At 41.4% G+C, this 15,430-nt stretch carries 9 protein-coding genes and 1 pseudogene; 8 read left to right on the top strand and 2 right to left on the bottom strand.

The genetic code is table 11. The features are described 5' to 3' along the window. Positions 1–249 (bottom strand): hypothetical protein (locus tag RMY63_RS34160; RefSeq protein WP_322732956.1); only part of this gene is annotated, 249 nt, incomplete at its 3' end. 476 nt (positions 250–725) lie between these two features. After that, positions 726–5,546 carry a filamentous hemagglutinin N-terminal domain-containing protein gene (locus RMY63_RS34165; RefSeq protein ID WP_322732957.1) on the bottom strand — a complete coding sequence of 1,607 codons (4,821 nt, stop codon included), beginning with the start codon at positions 5,544–5,546 and terminating at the stop codon, positions 726–728. Between the two features lie 429 nt (positions 5,547–5,975). Here RMY63_RS34165 and RMY63_RS34170 point away from each other — a divergent pair, with 429 nt between their 5' ends. The 8 genes and pseudogenes from RMY63_RS34170 to RMY63_RS34205 all read left to right on the top strand — a co-directional run bounded on the left by RMY63_RS34170 (position 5,976) and on the right by RMY63_RS34205 (position 15,412). Continuing rightward, the gene (locus RMY63_RS34170) at positions 5,976–6,323 is read left to right on the top strand and encodes a beta/gamma crystallin-related protein (protein WP_322732958.1); all 348 of its coding nucleotides are present in this window, start codon (positions 5,976–5,978) and stop codon (positions 6,321–6,323) included. Between the two features lie 387 nt (positions 6,324–6,710). Continuing rightward, positions 6,711–7,058, top strand: a complete 348-nt coding sequence (locus tag RMY63_RS34175; RefSeq protein ID WP_322732959.1) for a beta/gamma crystallin-related protein — start codon at positions 6,711–6,713, stop codon at positions 7,056–7,058. 143 nt (positions 7,059–7,201) lie between these two features. Further along, a pseudogene (locus RMY63_RS34180) lies at positions 7,202–7,440 on the top strand (cysteine peptidase family C39 domain-containing protein); the annotation flags it as partial. Between the two features lie 350 nt (positions 7,441–7,790). Beyond that, positions 7,791–9,983, top strand: coding sequence for a peptidase domain-containing ABC transporter (locus RMY63_RS34185; RefSeq protein ID WP_322732960.1), 2,193 nt, complete (start codon positions 7,791–7,793; stop codon positions 9,981–9,983). 460 nt (positions 9,984–10,443) lie between these two features. Beyond that, the gene (locus RMY63_RS34190; protein WP_322732961.1) at positions 10,444–10,809 is read left to right on the top strand and encodes a beta/gamma crystallin-related protein; all 366 of its coding nucleotides are present in this window, start codon (positions 10,444–10,446) and stop codon (positions 10,807–10,809) included. A gap of 215 nt (positions 10,810–11,024) precedes the next feature. After that, positions 11,025–12,527 carry an HlyD family efflux transporter periplasmic adaptor subunit gene (locus RMY63_RS34195; RefSeq protein WP_322732962.1) on the top strand — a complete coding sequence of 501 codons (1,503 nt, stop codon included), beginning with the start codon at positions 11,025–11,027 and terminating at the stop codon, positions 12,525–12,527. 119 nt (positions 12,528–12,646) lie between these two features. Further along, on the top strand, positions 12,647–13,843 hold the full coding sequence (locus tag RMY63_RS34200) for a hypothetical protein (protein ID WP_322732963.1): 1,197 nt from the start codon (positions 12,647–12,649) through the stop codon (positions 13,841–13,843). Positions 13,844–14,164: 321 nt separating this feature from the next. Then, a complete protein-coding gene (locus RMY63_RS34205) occupies positions 14,165–15,412 on the top strand; it encodes an HlyD family secretion protein (RefSeq protein ID WP_322732964.1) in 1,248 nt (415 codons plus the stop codon). Positions 15,413–15,430 lie beyond the last annotated feature (18 nt).

Raw genomic sequence — 15,430 nt, forward strand, 5'->3', positions numbered from 1 at the left:
CAAATGGGTACGCCGAAATAACAAATGAGTACGCCGAAATAACAAATGAGTACGCTGAAATAACAAATGGGTACGCCGAAATAACAAATGGATACGCCGAAATAACAAATGGGTACGCCGAAATAACAAATGGGTACGCTGAAATAACAAATGGGTACGCCGAAATAACAAATGGGTACGCCATGATTGCAAGAATTTAGCTTTGTCACGCCAGCGTGCGGTTGCCGACTTGGTGAGGTACGTTTTCAAAGCTACTAATCCTGGTCAAAAAGATTTAGATGTACCTCAGTTGATTAGAAAACGCTATATATAGGACTATGATTTGATTTTTGAAACAACTCCGTACAACTCAAAAAGCCTTCAGCCCTATTCCCTACTCCCTACTCCCTACTCCCTACTCCCCACTCCCCAGCTACGTAGATAATTTCACCCAATCAAATATGATTCCTATATAGCAATACGGTTCAGATAAGCTTTTTTTTCTCCCCCTGCTTCCCCTGCATCCCCTGCTCCCCCTGCCTGCCTCAACGGATAAATTTCCTTAACTGAACCGTATTGTCCTATATAGCTCTAATTTAAATTGATTGATTAGCGATGAATAGAAATATAATTAAAGCTTTCTTTAGATAACAAAATATATTTGAAAGTAATTATTTTTGATGATATAAAATTAATCTAAACGTTCAGGGGGGTAACAAGAGAATGAAAGTTGTAAGCTTCACACCTCACTGAGATACAGGACAGGAAGCAGGTGTTTGCCAAGGGCTGTGGGGATTGAGTTGAGGAACTTGTGCTACTAGTTCTATGTTTCCATTACGATCAATTACCCAGCCAGAAGCTTCCACAATTGGAATTGTAGCAGCAATGGAAGTAGTTGAAACTGCTGTTGGTTGTGCCTGAGTCGTTGTATTTGCCAAGTTTTTTGATTTTGGTCTTAATTTCACCCACGCAGACACAGTACTTGAATCTTGTAATGGTTCAGTGGGACTCATGGGTAGTCCACCGCGTCCTGTTGCGACAAATGTATTTTGGAATTGCCGAGTTCCAGGAGTGCAGGCGGTGGAAATTTGCCTAGAAGCATCAACTAGATTAATTGGGAGTTCGACTAAGCCGTTACTAGGATTTACATCAGGTGTGTTGATTTGCACATTGCCGCTTAAATCAGGAGTTGCACCTTTTGCGGTAATATCGTTTGTGTTTGGGGAAGGCTCTTTTCTAGACTGGATGCCAAAGATACTAGCAGCATTCCTGATAGTAACATTCCCGCCACGGAATTTCGCAGAATCTGCTCTAATGTCGCTGTTTTCATTAGGAACGGCGATTATGAAGCCATTTTTAGCATCAATGGTAATATTACCACCAGTGATATCATTACCACTGGCGTTAGTGGTTATGTTGCTACCTCGACGTAATAATAGTAGAGGCGAGTTGAGAAAGATATCTCCACCTCCTCCTGTTGTGTCAGCGCTTATTTTTGCGCCGTTGTCAAGACGGATAGAGTTAGCCTGTACTGTGAGATCGCCTGCACTTCCCGAACCAACACTGCTCACAGTTAGTCCACTGGCTGCACCTTGATTGCCTACTTTCGGTTTGCCATATATATCAATATTGTCAGCGACGAATTGAGCAAGTCGAGCCGAGTAAGTTGGATCGCTGTCTGTTATTGTCACACTGTCAGTGGCATTAAGAGTGATGTTACCCGCACGCCCATTACCAGATGCGATCGCACTCAGTTGTCCACCCAACATTGCATCAATTGTATTTGTATTGATATTAATTGCTCCCCCTGTTCCACTGGCTGTAGTTCTGGCATCTACAACTGCGCCCTTGGAAATACTAAATGTATTTGTATTCACTGTTATATTGCCGCCAACTCCAAAGGAATTGGTACTGGTAAATATCCCGCTTGATACTCCATCTACGAACTGTGGAGGAGAATTGAATCTGGGTGGAATATTGTTTTGAAAAAGGTCGCTGGGAGCCACTGTTGTATTAGTCCCAGATACACTAACTTGATCTGTTGTATTGATGAAGATATTACCAGCTTTTCCTTCTCCTGATGTGACTGTATTTAGTTGAGCGCCATCTGTTAATAAGAGCGATCGCGCTGTAATATTAATCCCTTGAGCATCTCCAGTTGCCCCTTTTTGCACGGCAGTAGAGATGTCACTATCAGCCAGGGAAATTGTACCCGTAGTCTTTAGAGAAACCCCACCAGCATTTCCTTGTCCTTGAGTGCTAGCAGATATCAAAGATTGATAAGAGGAGATAAATCCTGCTTGAATATCTATATCTCCGGCTTCGCCCTTTCCATTAGCAAAAAGTATAGTTGTAATAAAGCTCTTATCTAGAGATAAATCATTCTTAAGATAGATTGATATATCGCCAGCATTTCCCTCTACTTTCTTCTCCAAATTATTATTGTCACCCACTCCAGTAGCTAAAAAAGAGCCGTTTATTAATTGGAGAGATGGCGCATTGATCCTAATATTGCCTCCATTGCCTTTTATTGTGTTGTTACTGAGGGTACAGCCAACGGCAATTAACGAGCAGATTCCAACGTTGCTGAATGCACTACCTTGATCAAACAATAGGCGATCGCGGGCATTAATAGTGATATTTCCAGCATTTCCCCGTCCATTGGCGCTGGCAGCTAAAAAAGATTTACCAGCCACAGAAAGTGTGCCAGTATCGATGGTTATATTGCCTGCATTTCCTTCACCTTGGGTGTTGGAAATTAATTGAGCGCCATTCGTTAACGAAACCGACTCGCTAGTAATTTTGATGTCGCCTCCATTACCTTCTACTTGTGTGGTATCACCGGGAAGCTGATTGACATCAGTATATACTTTCGCTCCATTCTCCAAGGAGACGCTATTGCGGGCATCAATAGTGATATTTCCGGCATTTCCTCGTCCATTGGCGCTGGCAGCTAAGAAAGATTCATTAGTTACAAAAATTGAGTCTGTATTGATGGTGAGATCACCTGCCTTTCCCACTCCCGCAGTGCTGGCATTAAGCTTAGAGCCATTGGTTACGGTAAGTAATTCTGTGCTAATGCTGATGTCGCCTCCCTTGCCTCTCGTCGCCACATTGGTATATGCTTGACCTGCCCGATCAAATAAAACGCGATCGCCGGCATTAATGGTGATATTTCCAGCATCTCCGTTTTCTCCATTGGCGCTGGCAGTTAAAAAAGATTCATTAGTCACAAAAAGTGTGCCAGTATCGATGGTTATATTGCCTGCATTTCCTTCACCTTGGGTGTTGGAAATTAATTGAGCGCCATTCGTTAACGAAACCGACTCGCTAGTAATTTTGATGTCGCCTCCATTACCTTCTACTTGTGTGGTATCACCGGGAAGCTGATTGACATCAGTATATACTTTCGCTCCATTCTCCAAGGAGACGCTATTGCGGGCATCAATAGTGATATTTCCGGCATTTCCTCGTCCATTGGCGCTGGCAGCTAAGAAAGATTCATTAGTTACAAAAATTGAGTCTGTATTGATGGTGAGATCACCTGCCTTTCCCACTCCCGAAGTACTGGCAGTCACTTGAGAGTTATTTGTAACGGAAAATGATCCTGTGCTGAAGGTTATATTACCCGCATTTCCTACTCCTGCAGTGCTGGCATTAAGCTTAGAGCCATTGGTTACGGTAAGTAATTCTGTGCTAATGCTGATGTCGCCTCCCTTGCCTCTGGTCGCCACATTCGTATATGCTTGACCTCCCAAATCAAACAATACGCGATCGCCAGCATTAATATTTATATTCCCTGCATCTCCCTCTCCATTGGCGTTGGCTGCTAAGTAAGATTGATTAGCGACAGAAAGTCTGCCAGTATCGATGATTATATTGCCTGCATTCCCTTCACCTTGGGTATTAGAAATTAATTGAGCGCCATTTGTTAACGAAACCGACCCGCTAGTAATTTTTATATCGCCTCCGTTCCCTTTTACTTCTGTGGTATCACCAGGAAGCTGATTGACATCAGTATATACTTTTGCTCCATTCTCGAAGGAGACGCTATTGCCAGCATCAATAGTGATATTTCCGGCATTTCCCCGTCCATTGGCACTGCTAGCTAAGAAAGATTCATTCGTTACAAAAAGCGAGTCTGTATTGATGGTTATATTGCCTGCATTTCCTACTCCCGAAGTACTGGCAGTCACTTGAGAGTTATTTGTAACGGAAAATGATCCTGTGCTGAAGCTGATATTACCTGCATTTCCGACTCCGGAAGTGCTGGCATTAAGCTTAGAACCATTGCTTACGGTAAGTAATCCTGTACTAATGCTGATGTCGCCTCCCTTGCCTCTGGTCGTCACATTCGTATATGCTTGACCTCCCAAATCAAACAATACGCGATCGCCGGCATTAATATTTATATTCCCTGCATCTCCCTCTCCATTGGCGTTGGCTGCTAAGTAAGAGCCTTCAAAAACTGAAAGTGACTTGGTATTAATAGTTATATTCCCTGTATTTCCCCGTCCATTGGTACTGGCTGCTAGAAAAGAGTTATTGCTCAGAGAAAGTGAATCAGCATTGATATTAATATTTCCACTATTGCCCACAGCGTTCTCTAGCACTTGATTGGAAATATTGCTGCTGTCTGCGAGCGCAACTATGCCAGTGGCATTAATCTTAATATCTCCCGCCTGAGTTTTGGATGAACCAACGCCTGAAATTCCTGTGATCAGTTGGCTTCCCTTCGATATATTCAAATTTGCTGCATTGATAGCAATATTACCACCACTGCTTGCAAGTACATTCACTTCAGCTTGATTGGTGAGAGACACATCAGCTTGTGGCACTCCTTGGGGAATATTCAAACCAAGGAAATCCCCGTTAGAAAAAAGTCCGACGGTGTTTTCTCCTGCTACTCCCCCCAACTCCACACTTCCCGAAGGAGCTACAAGCTTCCCACCATCCATGCTCACATTGCCGCCAACAAGTGTTAAATTCCTACCAGGATTTACCTGTAGACTAGACCCCCTCACCAAAACACTTGCAGAATTGCTCCCGAATTGCAAACCAATAGGGACATTAATAGTTAACAAAGGTGTAGATTGAGGATTTTTGGCACTAAATTCAAATCCATCAGTAAATTTCATACTATTGGCAGATGTGGCAAAAAATGAACCACCAATATTTAAGCGAGCATTCTCACCAAAGATAATGCCATTGGGATTAATTAGGAAGAGGTTAGCTGTGCCGTTAGCTCGAATTAGACCATCAATATTAGAGATAAAATTTCCTGTGACTCGGCTAATAATGTTTTGAATGTTTGCAGGATTGTTAAAAAATGCCTCCGAGCCAGTAGGAACAGAAAAATCTTTAAAGCTGTGGAACAGATTACCCCTTGCTTGACTTCCTCCGGTGATTTTGAAGGTGTTGTTCTCTAATGTGACGTTGGAATTATTTGGCAGAGTGCCGTCTGGGGTGATTTGGGCAACTGAGATATTTGCATATAAGGCGATCGCACTGCCAATCGCAATTCCTAGACTGTGCAACCAATCCAAACGCGCAGTTCTAAAAGACATTGCACTCTCCTATTGAAAAGGTAATTTAGCTTGGAAGCCTAATTAAATATAGGTGTCAGGACAATCAACTTATGCATAAGAGAGGATATTACCAAATTAGTATTACTGAATCAAGTGAATAAAATCATGTGACTGCTACCAATTAAAAATTAGAAGGGGAAACAAAAAACGCCTGATTCCCAACAGTGAATAGAATCATGTCACTGCTACCAATTAAGAATTAGGAAGGTTAGCAAAGCTAAAACCTCTGATTCTCAACAGTGAATAAACCAATCTCACTGCTACCAATTAAGAATCAGAAGGTTCAGCTAAACCCTGATTTCTCACAGTGAATAAACCAACCTCACTGCTACCAATTAAGAATCAGAGTCAAGGCAAACCAGCGATTACCTTCAGTTCAAACACAATTTGAAAGTCAGGAGAAAAACAATGTCTAACATCAACAACCACGGAGCAGGTATGAACAACATTGAACTTAGTCCACTTTTTCAAGAACTGACATCTGAGCAGGGTGCTGCTATTCAGGGTGGAGCAGCAATAGAATTTTTTGAAGATATAAACTTTGGAAAAACTACCTCAGGTCTCGTTACTACTGATTTGTCTTACGTCGGTGATTTTTGGAACGATAAAATATCGTCAGTTAAAGTCTACTCCGGTCGATGGGAGTTTTGGACAGATGCCAACTATTCTGGTAGGGTTTTGACATTAGACCCAGGTGAATACGCGTCATTCGCACCAAACACAAACGATGTCTTTTCGTCAGTCAGGTCCGTATAAAACTTTGGGAGCAGGACGATACTCGTTTGTTGCTAATTATGGTATTCCAAACGACTGGATTAGTTCTCTCAGACGCATATCATAGATTTGACTTCCCTTTAACCTTATCTAGTGATTTTTGTCTAGAGTTCAAAGCTGCCTCAGAAATCTATATTCTGAGGCAGCTGAATATCCTGATTCCTGACAGTGAATAAACTAATCTCACTGCTACCAATTAACAATCAGAAGGCAAAGCTAAAAAACTTCTGATTCCCAGCCGTGAATAAACCAATCTCACTGCTACCAATTAATAATCAGAAGGAAGAAAACAAGCTTACCTTCAGTTCAAACCCCAATCTAAAACTCAGGAAAAAAATAATATCTAACATCAATAACTATGGAGTAGATATGAACAATAACACGTTAGCTCAATTGAACTTGAGCGCAGTCAAGGAAATTAACGATGATGTTGCTGCTACCTGTAGTGGTGGTGCTAAAGTGCAAGTATTTACGAATCCAAATTTTTCGGGAACTGCCTCAAATATTATTGATTATGATGTCCCCGGCCTTTCCAGGGTTTTCAATGATAAAATCTCGTCAATTAAAGTCTTGTCTGGTAAATGGACATTTTGGTCAGATGCCAACTTCTCTGGTAAAGGTATATCATTAACCCCAGGTAATTATCGTAATCTGGCAAAATACAGTGACGGGGCATTTAATAATGTCATATCGTCATTCAAGCGAGATATTAGATAATGACGAACTGACACTAAGTTGATGTTAAGTTCTTGTAGGTTGGGTGAAACGAGGTGAAACCTAACATAAGCTAAGGCTTGCGTTGGTTACACTTTGCGTAACCCAACCTAAGTAAGTCGGTATAAGTTCCCTGTATCGTGTAAAGCTGCCTTGCAACTGTTGCCAAACACTACGGACGCACCTTTACCCTCAACCGCGTGCGAGAAGCAGTCGGCACAGGTTCGCGGGGAACAACACTACTAGGTCTGAGATGGGGAGCAGAAACTCTAGGATTCCATGCTCGTCAAGTCCAAGCTACCGCACAATTACTAGAGAAATTAAATGAAGTTCCTTTGCCCGCCATGATTCACTCAAAAGGCTACCACTCTGGGTGGTATTTTACGAGTCAAATTCTAGCTCAAAGCGATCGCTCTTGTCTTAAAAACTTTTTGGTTTAATTATCAATCAAATATCTATCTAAAGTGGTAAGATGTTACAGACTAAAGTGGTAGGATATTACATAATCAGCTTCTGTGCATTTGTAACGTAGTCAGGGCTTCAGCCCTACTTTTATGCAACTTAAGTAAGTCGGTGTTAAAAAATCAACCTATGTAACGTTTTACAAAACTCAACAGACCTTGGTTTTACCGTGCAGACTTACATGCCGATTAGCTGACAACGCCAAAAAAGAAGTATTCACATTTAATTAGGAAAAAATGAAAGAGAACGTTTACTTACTTTAATCATTGAACAATGAAATACCACAGCGTACTGCAACACAGTCAAGAAGACTGTGGTGCTGCAAGCCTTGCAACTGTTGCCAAACACTACGGACGTACCTTTACTCTCAACCGCGTGCGAGAAGCAGTCGGCACAGGATCGCGGGGAACCACCTTGTTAGGTTTGAGACGGGGAGCAGAAACTCTAGGATTTCATGCTCGTCAAGTCCAAGCCACCCCAGAACTGCTTGAGAAATTAAATGAAGTTCCCTTGCCCGCGATCATTCACTGGAAAGGCTACCACTGGGTAGTACTATACGGGCTAAAAGGGAAAAGATGTATTATCTCTGACCCGGCATTTGGTATCCGTTATCTCACCTTAAAAGAGTTAATGGCGGGTTGGGGTGATGGCGTTATGCTGCTGTTGATGCCAGACGATAGCCGCTTCTATGAGCAACCAGAAGATAAAATTGGCGGTTTTGGGCGCTTTTTTGCCCGGATATTGCCCTATCGTAACCTTTTGATTCAGGCGATCGCTATCAACTTTGCGATCGGGCTGTTGTCCCTCGCTTCCCCGTTAATGATGCAACTCCTCACCGATGACGTGCTAGTACGGGGAGATACCCAACTGCTAACAACGGTGGCAATTGGCGTCATTGCTATGAACCTAATTCAAAATGCCATTGGTTTGGTACAATCTCACTTGATTGGTCATTTTGGTCAACGGTTGCAATACGGGCTAATTCTAGAATACGGCAGAAAACTGTTGCGCTTACCCCTATCATATTTTGAAGCACGTCGCAGTGGGGAAGTCGTTAGTCGGATTGCAGATGTTCATACCATCAATAATCTAGTTTCCCAAATTGTCCTTGGTTTACCCAGTCAATTTTTTGTGGCTCTGGTTTCCTTGGGTTTCATGCTTTTCTATAGTTGGCAATTGACTCTGGCTTCCGTTGCCGCTTTTGTTATTGTCACTTTTGTCAACCTGCTTTTTCTTCCCGCCTTGCGCCAAAAAACTCGCAGCCTCATCGTTAAAGGTACGGAAAATCAAGGCTTTTTAGTCGAAACCTTTCGCGGTGTTCAAGTCCTGAAAACCACCCAAGCTACAGAGCAAGCTTGGCAAGAATATCAGACAAATTTTGGTCGCCTTGCTAACTTAGACTGGACGACGATGAAGTTGGAGCTTTACAGCGGCACAGTCACTAGTATTCTTTCCAAATTGACGAGTATTAGCATACTCTGGTTAGGTTCTAGCTTGGTGATTAATCAGACATTATCCATCGGTCAACTGCTAGCGTACAGTGGTATGAGTGGTAGCTTTCTTGAATTTTTAGAGTCAGCAGTCGGGCTAATTGATGAATTTATTACTGCTCAGATTGTCGTTCAACGCTTGACAGAAGTGATAGATTCTACCCCAGAAGATGAAAATGACTTTAAAAAACCTTGGGCAGAAATTCCTGGCAATGCAGAGATTAGTTGTTCTCAAGTTAACTTTCACCATCCTGGTAGAACTGACCTGTTAGAAAATTTTTCTTTAACTATTCCTGGTGGTAAAGTAATAGCCTTAATCGGTCAATCTGGCTGTGGAAAAAGCTCCCTTGGCAAATTAATTACTGGTTTATATCGCGTTCAATCTGGTAATATCCGTTATGGTTTATACAACCAGCAAGACTTATCTTTAGAATGTTTGCGGCAGCAAGTCGTATTAGTTCCCCAAGAACCTCATTTTTGGAGTCGTTCGATTGTGGACAATTTTCACTTCAGTTATCCCAACATTAGTTTTGAGGAAATAGTCAAAGCTTGTCAAATTGCTGGTGCAGATGAATTTATTAGCAAATTACCTGATAAATATCAAACTGTTTTAGGCGAATTTGGTGCAAATATTTCTGGCGGACAAAGGCAGAGATTAGCTATAGCTAGAGCAATTGTTACTGACCCACCTATATTAATTTTAGATGAATCCACAGGTGCTCTTGACCCAGTAAGTGAAACTAAAGTTTTGGATAGATTACTTAATCACCGTCAAGGTAAAACTACAATTATGATTAGCCACCGTCCTCAAGTTATCAAACGGGCTGATTGGATTGTGTTGCTTGAAGATGGGCGCTTAAAAATTCAAGGAACTCCAGATGAATTACGTCAGATACCTGGAGAGCATTTAAGCTTTATTGATGAGATTTATTCTTCTACAAATGGTCTTAAATCTTCTTTAGTTATTCGGAATTAGTTAATAGTTATTAGATATTTTATATCTACTCATTATCTAGTCTTTTTAAAGGACTCAAGCCTCAGGAAAAAGACTAGATTATATTGCGAACTGAGTGAACTAAAATGACGCAATTGCCAGGAATTAGAGTTTTATAAGTTTTGTAACAAATGAATTTTATTTGTGCTTATTTAGTAATATGAAAACATAACTAATGACAGTAGACTGAAAACTTTTGTAAATTCATGAAATAATGCGAGTTTTAACCGATGTTTCTGGGGCTGACCAGAGCGATCGCTAATAGCAAAAAAGCCCATCTACAACCCGATTGCTCAAAAAGCAGATTCTGGGAGGATTTCAACAGATGGTGTTTTTTAGCTCAAATAATCGGCTGGTAAGTCTTTTAAAAAACTTTTCAGTCTACTGCTGGAGTTATGCAATGCCAAAAAAAGAAGTATTCACACTTAATTAGGAGAGAAAAATGAAAGAGAACTGGTTTGAAGCAATTTCTAGCATCAAGGAACTTAATGATGAAGATGCTGCTACCTGTAGTGGTGGTGTGGCCTATACTGGGAGCGGCGACCCAGATGTAATTTTGTATAGAGATGTACAATTCGCCGGCAGTAATCCTCTGAGGGTTAATGCATCACCAGGTGATGGTCTTCGCTACGTTGGTAATGATTTCAACGATCTAACCTCATCTCTTGTCATTATTCGGGGTACATGGGCATTCTATAGAGACGCCAACTTTACGACGTATCAGACCACTCTGGGACCAGGAATATACTCTATTCCCCCAAGCGGTATTGCAAACGACAGTCTAAGTTCCCTCTATCGTGTAAGTTAGATTTAATATGATGTCCGGGTAATTAACGATAATACCCGGAACTCTACCCCGCTTGCGGGGGGTTAGGGAAGGAACTCCAGAAGAATTATGTCATATTCTTAGAAAGCATTTAAGCTTTATTGATCATATTTATCCTGAGAAGAATGGTTTGAAATCTTCTTTGGCTATTCAGAATTAGTTAATGATTATTGAGAATTTTTATCTACTCAACACTGATGATTAGTAACTCTCAAAAAAATTTTTTACCCTTAGTTCAAGACAACGAGTTTCTCCCACCAATTAGTCGTTGGACTACATTTGGCGGACTGTTTATCGTGTTTGCCTTGGCGTTAGCTGTTCCTGTGGCTGCGGTTACTAAATATAAAGTTACAGTGATTGGGCAAGCGGTTGTCCGTCCTGCGGGTGAATTGCCAATTGTGCAGGCGGCGACAGAAGGACAGGTAATGCAGATTTACGTCAAAGAAAATCAAACGCTGCAAAAAGGAGATATAATTGCTACTATTGATGACTCTCGATTGCAAACCAAAAAAAACCAGCTGCAAACCAATATTCAACAAGCTAGGTTACAACTAATTCAAACCGTTCCGCAAATTAATGCAATTGATAGTCAAATTCGAGCTGAAAACGATCGCACCAATCGGACTATCGCCTCTGCTAAAGCTGAATTGCAAGGACGCGATCGCGATCATCAAGACAAAAAAATTACCAGCATCACTGAACTTCAAGAAGCATCAGCCAATGTCAAAATGGCTCAAGAAGAATTATATGCAGGGCAAGCACAGTTACAATCAGCATTAGCTAATCTCCACGCAACTGAGGCGGCTTTAGGAGCAGCGACATCAAAGCAGAGCCGATATGACAGTGCTGCTAAACAAGGAGCATTATCCCGCGACCAACTAGAAGAAGTACAGCTGGCTGTAAAACAACAGGAACAAGCTGTACAGGCGCAAAAAGCAACTTATAAAGCCCAAGAAAAAACAAATGAACGGCTAAAACAAGCTGTTAATGGGGCTATTGCTAAACGCGATCGTGCTCAAGCAGTTCTCAACCCAAGCAATGCAGAGGTAGCAATGGCGACCGAACGCATTGCTCAAGAAAAAGCCTCTGGGGAAGTAAATAAAGCATCGTTAGAAAGAGAACTTCAAGCACTTCTCAAACAGAAAATTGAAACGGAAAAACAATTAGAGCGCGATACTAGCGAATTCAAGCAAGCTGAAATTGACCTGAAGCAAACTACTATTACCGCTACAGCAGACGGGATTATTTCCAAGCTCAATTTGAGAAACCCCGGTCAAACTCTCCGGGCTGGGGAGGAAGTTGTCCAAATTGTTCCTAGTAATGCACCTTTAGTTATCAAAGCAGCTGTCGGTTCTGAGGAAAAAGGTAAGATAAAAGTTGGTCAAAAGGTGCAAATGCGAGTTAGTGCTTGTGCTTATCCTGATTACGGTACTCTCAATGGGGTTGTCAAAACGATTTCCCCGGATGCTGTTAGTTCGCAAAAAAACGATGCAGATGCTGATACGAACTCTATCCCAAAAGCAACTGCTGTAGGTGCTTTTTACGAAGTCACAATTGAACCAGAGAAACTTGCTTTAGGTCGCAGTACAAAGAAATGTCAAATTCAATTGGGTATGGATGGCAGAGTTGATATTATTACCCGCGAAGAAACTGTACTGCAATTCTTGCTTCGCAAGGCAAGGTTAATAACAGATTTGTGACATTGACATCAAGAGACAGATTTATGTTCATGCAAAACTTTAATATGCATGTTTTTTGGTGGATTTTGGTTTCTAGCGTCAATATTTTATTTTTAATTATTTTTTACGAAACAATATATTTGACAGACATTTCAACGGCAATTTTTAGTGTCAGCAATATACTAGTAGCTATTTTAGTCCGTAATGAACTGATTTTGCATTTATTGTATCGTTTGGCAGTATGGACTTCGGTAAAGATTGTTTATGGCAAATACTATCTTAATAGTGGCGTTCATTACATCGGTGGCGTTCACGCCTCATGTGCTACTTGGGGTTTTCTCTGGCTAATTGTTGATGTATTCCAGCAGTTGGGAAACCCAAGCGATCCTCTGTCAATGGCTACATCCAGCGATCCTATATCAATCGCTACATCAAGTATACTTTTAACACTTTTATTTATTATTATCCTCACTGCTATTCCCCCATTCCGCCATAAGTTCCATGACACGTTTGAAATCAGCCATCGCTATCTGGGATGGTCTTGTTTAAGTATTCTCGTCTTGCATCAAATTAGATTTCAATTTATCATCGCTCTCAACCAAGCTTATCCTCTAGAAACTTTATTAACTAATCCAGTTTTACTGGCGATCGCGCTGATGATTTTCAGCATATTTTTGCCTTGGATCAGCGTGCAGTGTTTTGATAATTTTAGGATGGATTGTCCATCTGTTGGGGTTTTAGTTGTAACTCTTCCAGGAAGGGCTGATGTCGGGACATTTGCTCGAATTAGTCTAGATGGTATTGAATGGCATTCCTTTTCTGTTGCCGGAACGAGTTTCAGCAAACAAACGGACGAATCAGAAATTCATTTAATAATTGGTGCAGTAGGTGATTGGACTAAAAATTTGATTCGGCAAGTTGAAAAAGGAAATTTGCCCAAACGACTATGGGTTCGTCGAGTTAAGCCTCCTGGTTTTATGTTTTCAATTAACGCTTATTCACGAGTAGTTGTAATCGCAACTGGAGCAGGAATTGCACCAGTTATACCTCATGTGATAGAAAATAGTCACAAACTTTGTATTGTCTGGATCGCTAACGAACACGAACAAACTTACGGCAAAAAGCTTTGGTCGTTGCTTGACTCTCATCCTCGTTGCAATATTTTCGATACAAGAATGCGTGGTAGACCAAATGTAGAGCAGCTAGCTCTTAGTGCCGTTCAAGATTTTCGGGCGCAAGCTGTGTTTTGTGTATCCAACAAAGCAGTTACTGAAAAGGTGGTCAAGACTTGTTTGGGAAAAGGTATTCCAGCTTATGGAGCTACCTGGGATTCATGAGGCTGCCGTATGCTTTGTTTGTTGCTTAAGGAATGAAATTAGATCATGTCCGCTTGATTACTTATTAAACCCGAAGAACCCCACCCCGCCAAAGCTACGCGCCAGTCGCTCATGGGGGAAACCCCCAAGACCGCGCTGGCTACGTTTTGTCTCCCCTAAGAGCTTGCGGGGAGGGGATTAAGGGGTGGGGTGCAGTGACTGTGGAAATCATAACTAATTATGCGGACATGATATTACGTCCTATTACATAGTGGAGGCTGGTTTCCTAAATACCCTAAATAGTATTTAGAAAATTAACTAAAATTTAAAGCGATTTGTTTCATGAAATTAATTAAAACAGCTTCAGGAAAAATTATCTTTTCGATTTTAGTCCTTAGCTGTCTAGCTATTATTGGAGTTAGGCTGAGACGGAACTTTTCTCAAATTCGTAGTGTCCAAGCTTTTGTTAACGGTGAAATCATTTTTGTCCGGGCATCCATCCCAGGCGAACTAGAGTTGAAAAGCGAAAAAATTAAGTTGAGCAACCAACTTGAGAAAGGTACACAAATCGGCACAATTAAATCTACTGTCGAAAATCCACGAGTGTCAGTCCTCACAGTTGACAAGCAGCAATTGAAAACTCGTCTACAGGATGTTCAACAACAACTCTCTGGGATAAAACAGCAAATTCGCAATCGAAGTGAACTGATGAACCTGTTTAAACAGCAAACAGGTACGCAGAAAATGCTTCAATTTAACTATGCCCGTCAACAGATAAAACAATATGAAGGGGAAATTGCTCGTGCTAGGGCCAAAGAAAAAGTAGCGCTTGCCGACGCTCAACGCTTTGCTAGTTTAGCTAAGGAAGGAGCAGAGACCATTTCCAAAGCCGACAATCAAATTGCAGAAGCGCAGCAAGCATCTGCTGTAGTCAAAGAAGCTCAATCAAAAATTGAGCTAGCCAAACTCAACTTAGAAGCAACGAAAGCCGGACTTCAGCTAGAAGGAACTCGCACCTTAAGCTATCCTGAAACTCGCGTTCTCGAACTTGATGTAGAGTTAATAGACCTAAAGCAACAAGAAAGAAACCTCTCTAAACAAATCCAGAGCATTCAGTCACAGCTATCCATTACCAGTAAAGAATTGCAGGTTCAACAAAACGTCTTGGTTCTAGCACCAACAACAGGCGTAATCTGGTCAATTGATTCCCAGCCCCAGGAAATAGTCGAAGCTAATAAATCGATTATTCAGTTACTCAACTGTCAGAATCTTTGGATAGAAGCATTTATAAATGAGACTGATGCTAATAAACTTGTAATTGGACAAGAAGCCCAAATCAACATTAATAAGTCAAGTAATGTTCAATGGAAAGGACGAGTAGAGACAATCAGAGCAGGTACAGGTCGTGTTGAAGTTGGACAATATGTTGTAGAACCACCGCCAGAAATTGCCCGCCGTCAACTATCAGTACGGGTAGCGGCAGTGCGAATCAAAGTTGATTGGCAGAAAACCCCTAGATTTGACGATTTTTGTCTGGCAGGGAGGAGTGTAGATGTTCGCTTTATCGAGTCAAAGTCCTCCCCTTTTTAGCATTTTATGCCTTTATTT

The organism is Nostoc sp. ChiQUE01b (assembly GCF_034531255.1).
In the GTDB taxonomy this organism is placed as follows: domain Bacteria; phylum Cyanobacteriota; class Cyanobacteriia; order Cyanobacteriales; family Nostocaceae; genus Nostoc.

Bases quoted from the DNA above. Each gene is read 5' to 3' on its own strand.
- RMY63_RS34195 (WP_322732962.1), top strand. From the start codon at position 11,025: ATGATTAGTAACTCTCAAAAAAATTTTTTACCCTTAGTTCAAGACAAC.
- RMY63_RS34175 (WP_322732959.1), top strand. From the start codon at position 6,711: ATGAACAATAACACGTTAGCTCAATTGAACTTGAGCGCAGTCAAGGAA.
- RMY63_RS34205 (WP_322732964.1), top strand. From the start codon at position 14,165: ATGAAATTAATTAAAACAGCTTCAGGAAAAATTATCTTTTCGATTTTA.
- RMY63_RS34185 (WP_322732960.1), top strand. From the start codon at position 7,791: ATGAAATACCACAGCGTACTGCAACACAGTCAAGAAGACTGTGGTGCT.
- RMY63_RS34190 (WP_322732961.1), top strand. From the start codon at position 10,444: ATGAAAGAGAACTGGTTTGAAGCAATTTCTAGCATCAAGGAACTTAAT.
- RMY63_RS34170 (WP_322732958.1), top strand. From the start codon at position 5,976: ATGTCTAACATCAACAACCACGGAGCAGGTATGAACAACATTGAACTT.
- RMY63_RS34165 (WP_322732957.1), bottom strand. From the start codon at position 5,546: ATGTCTTTTAGAACTGCGCGTTTGGATTGGTTGCACAGTCTAGGAATT.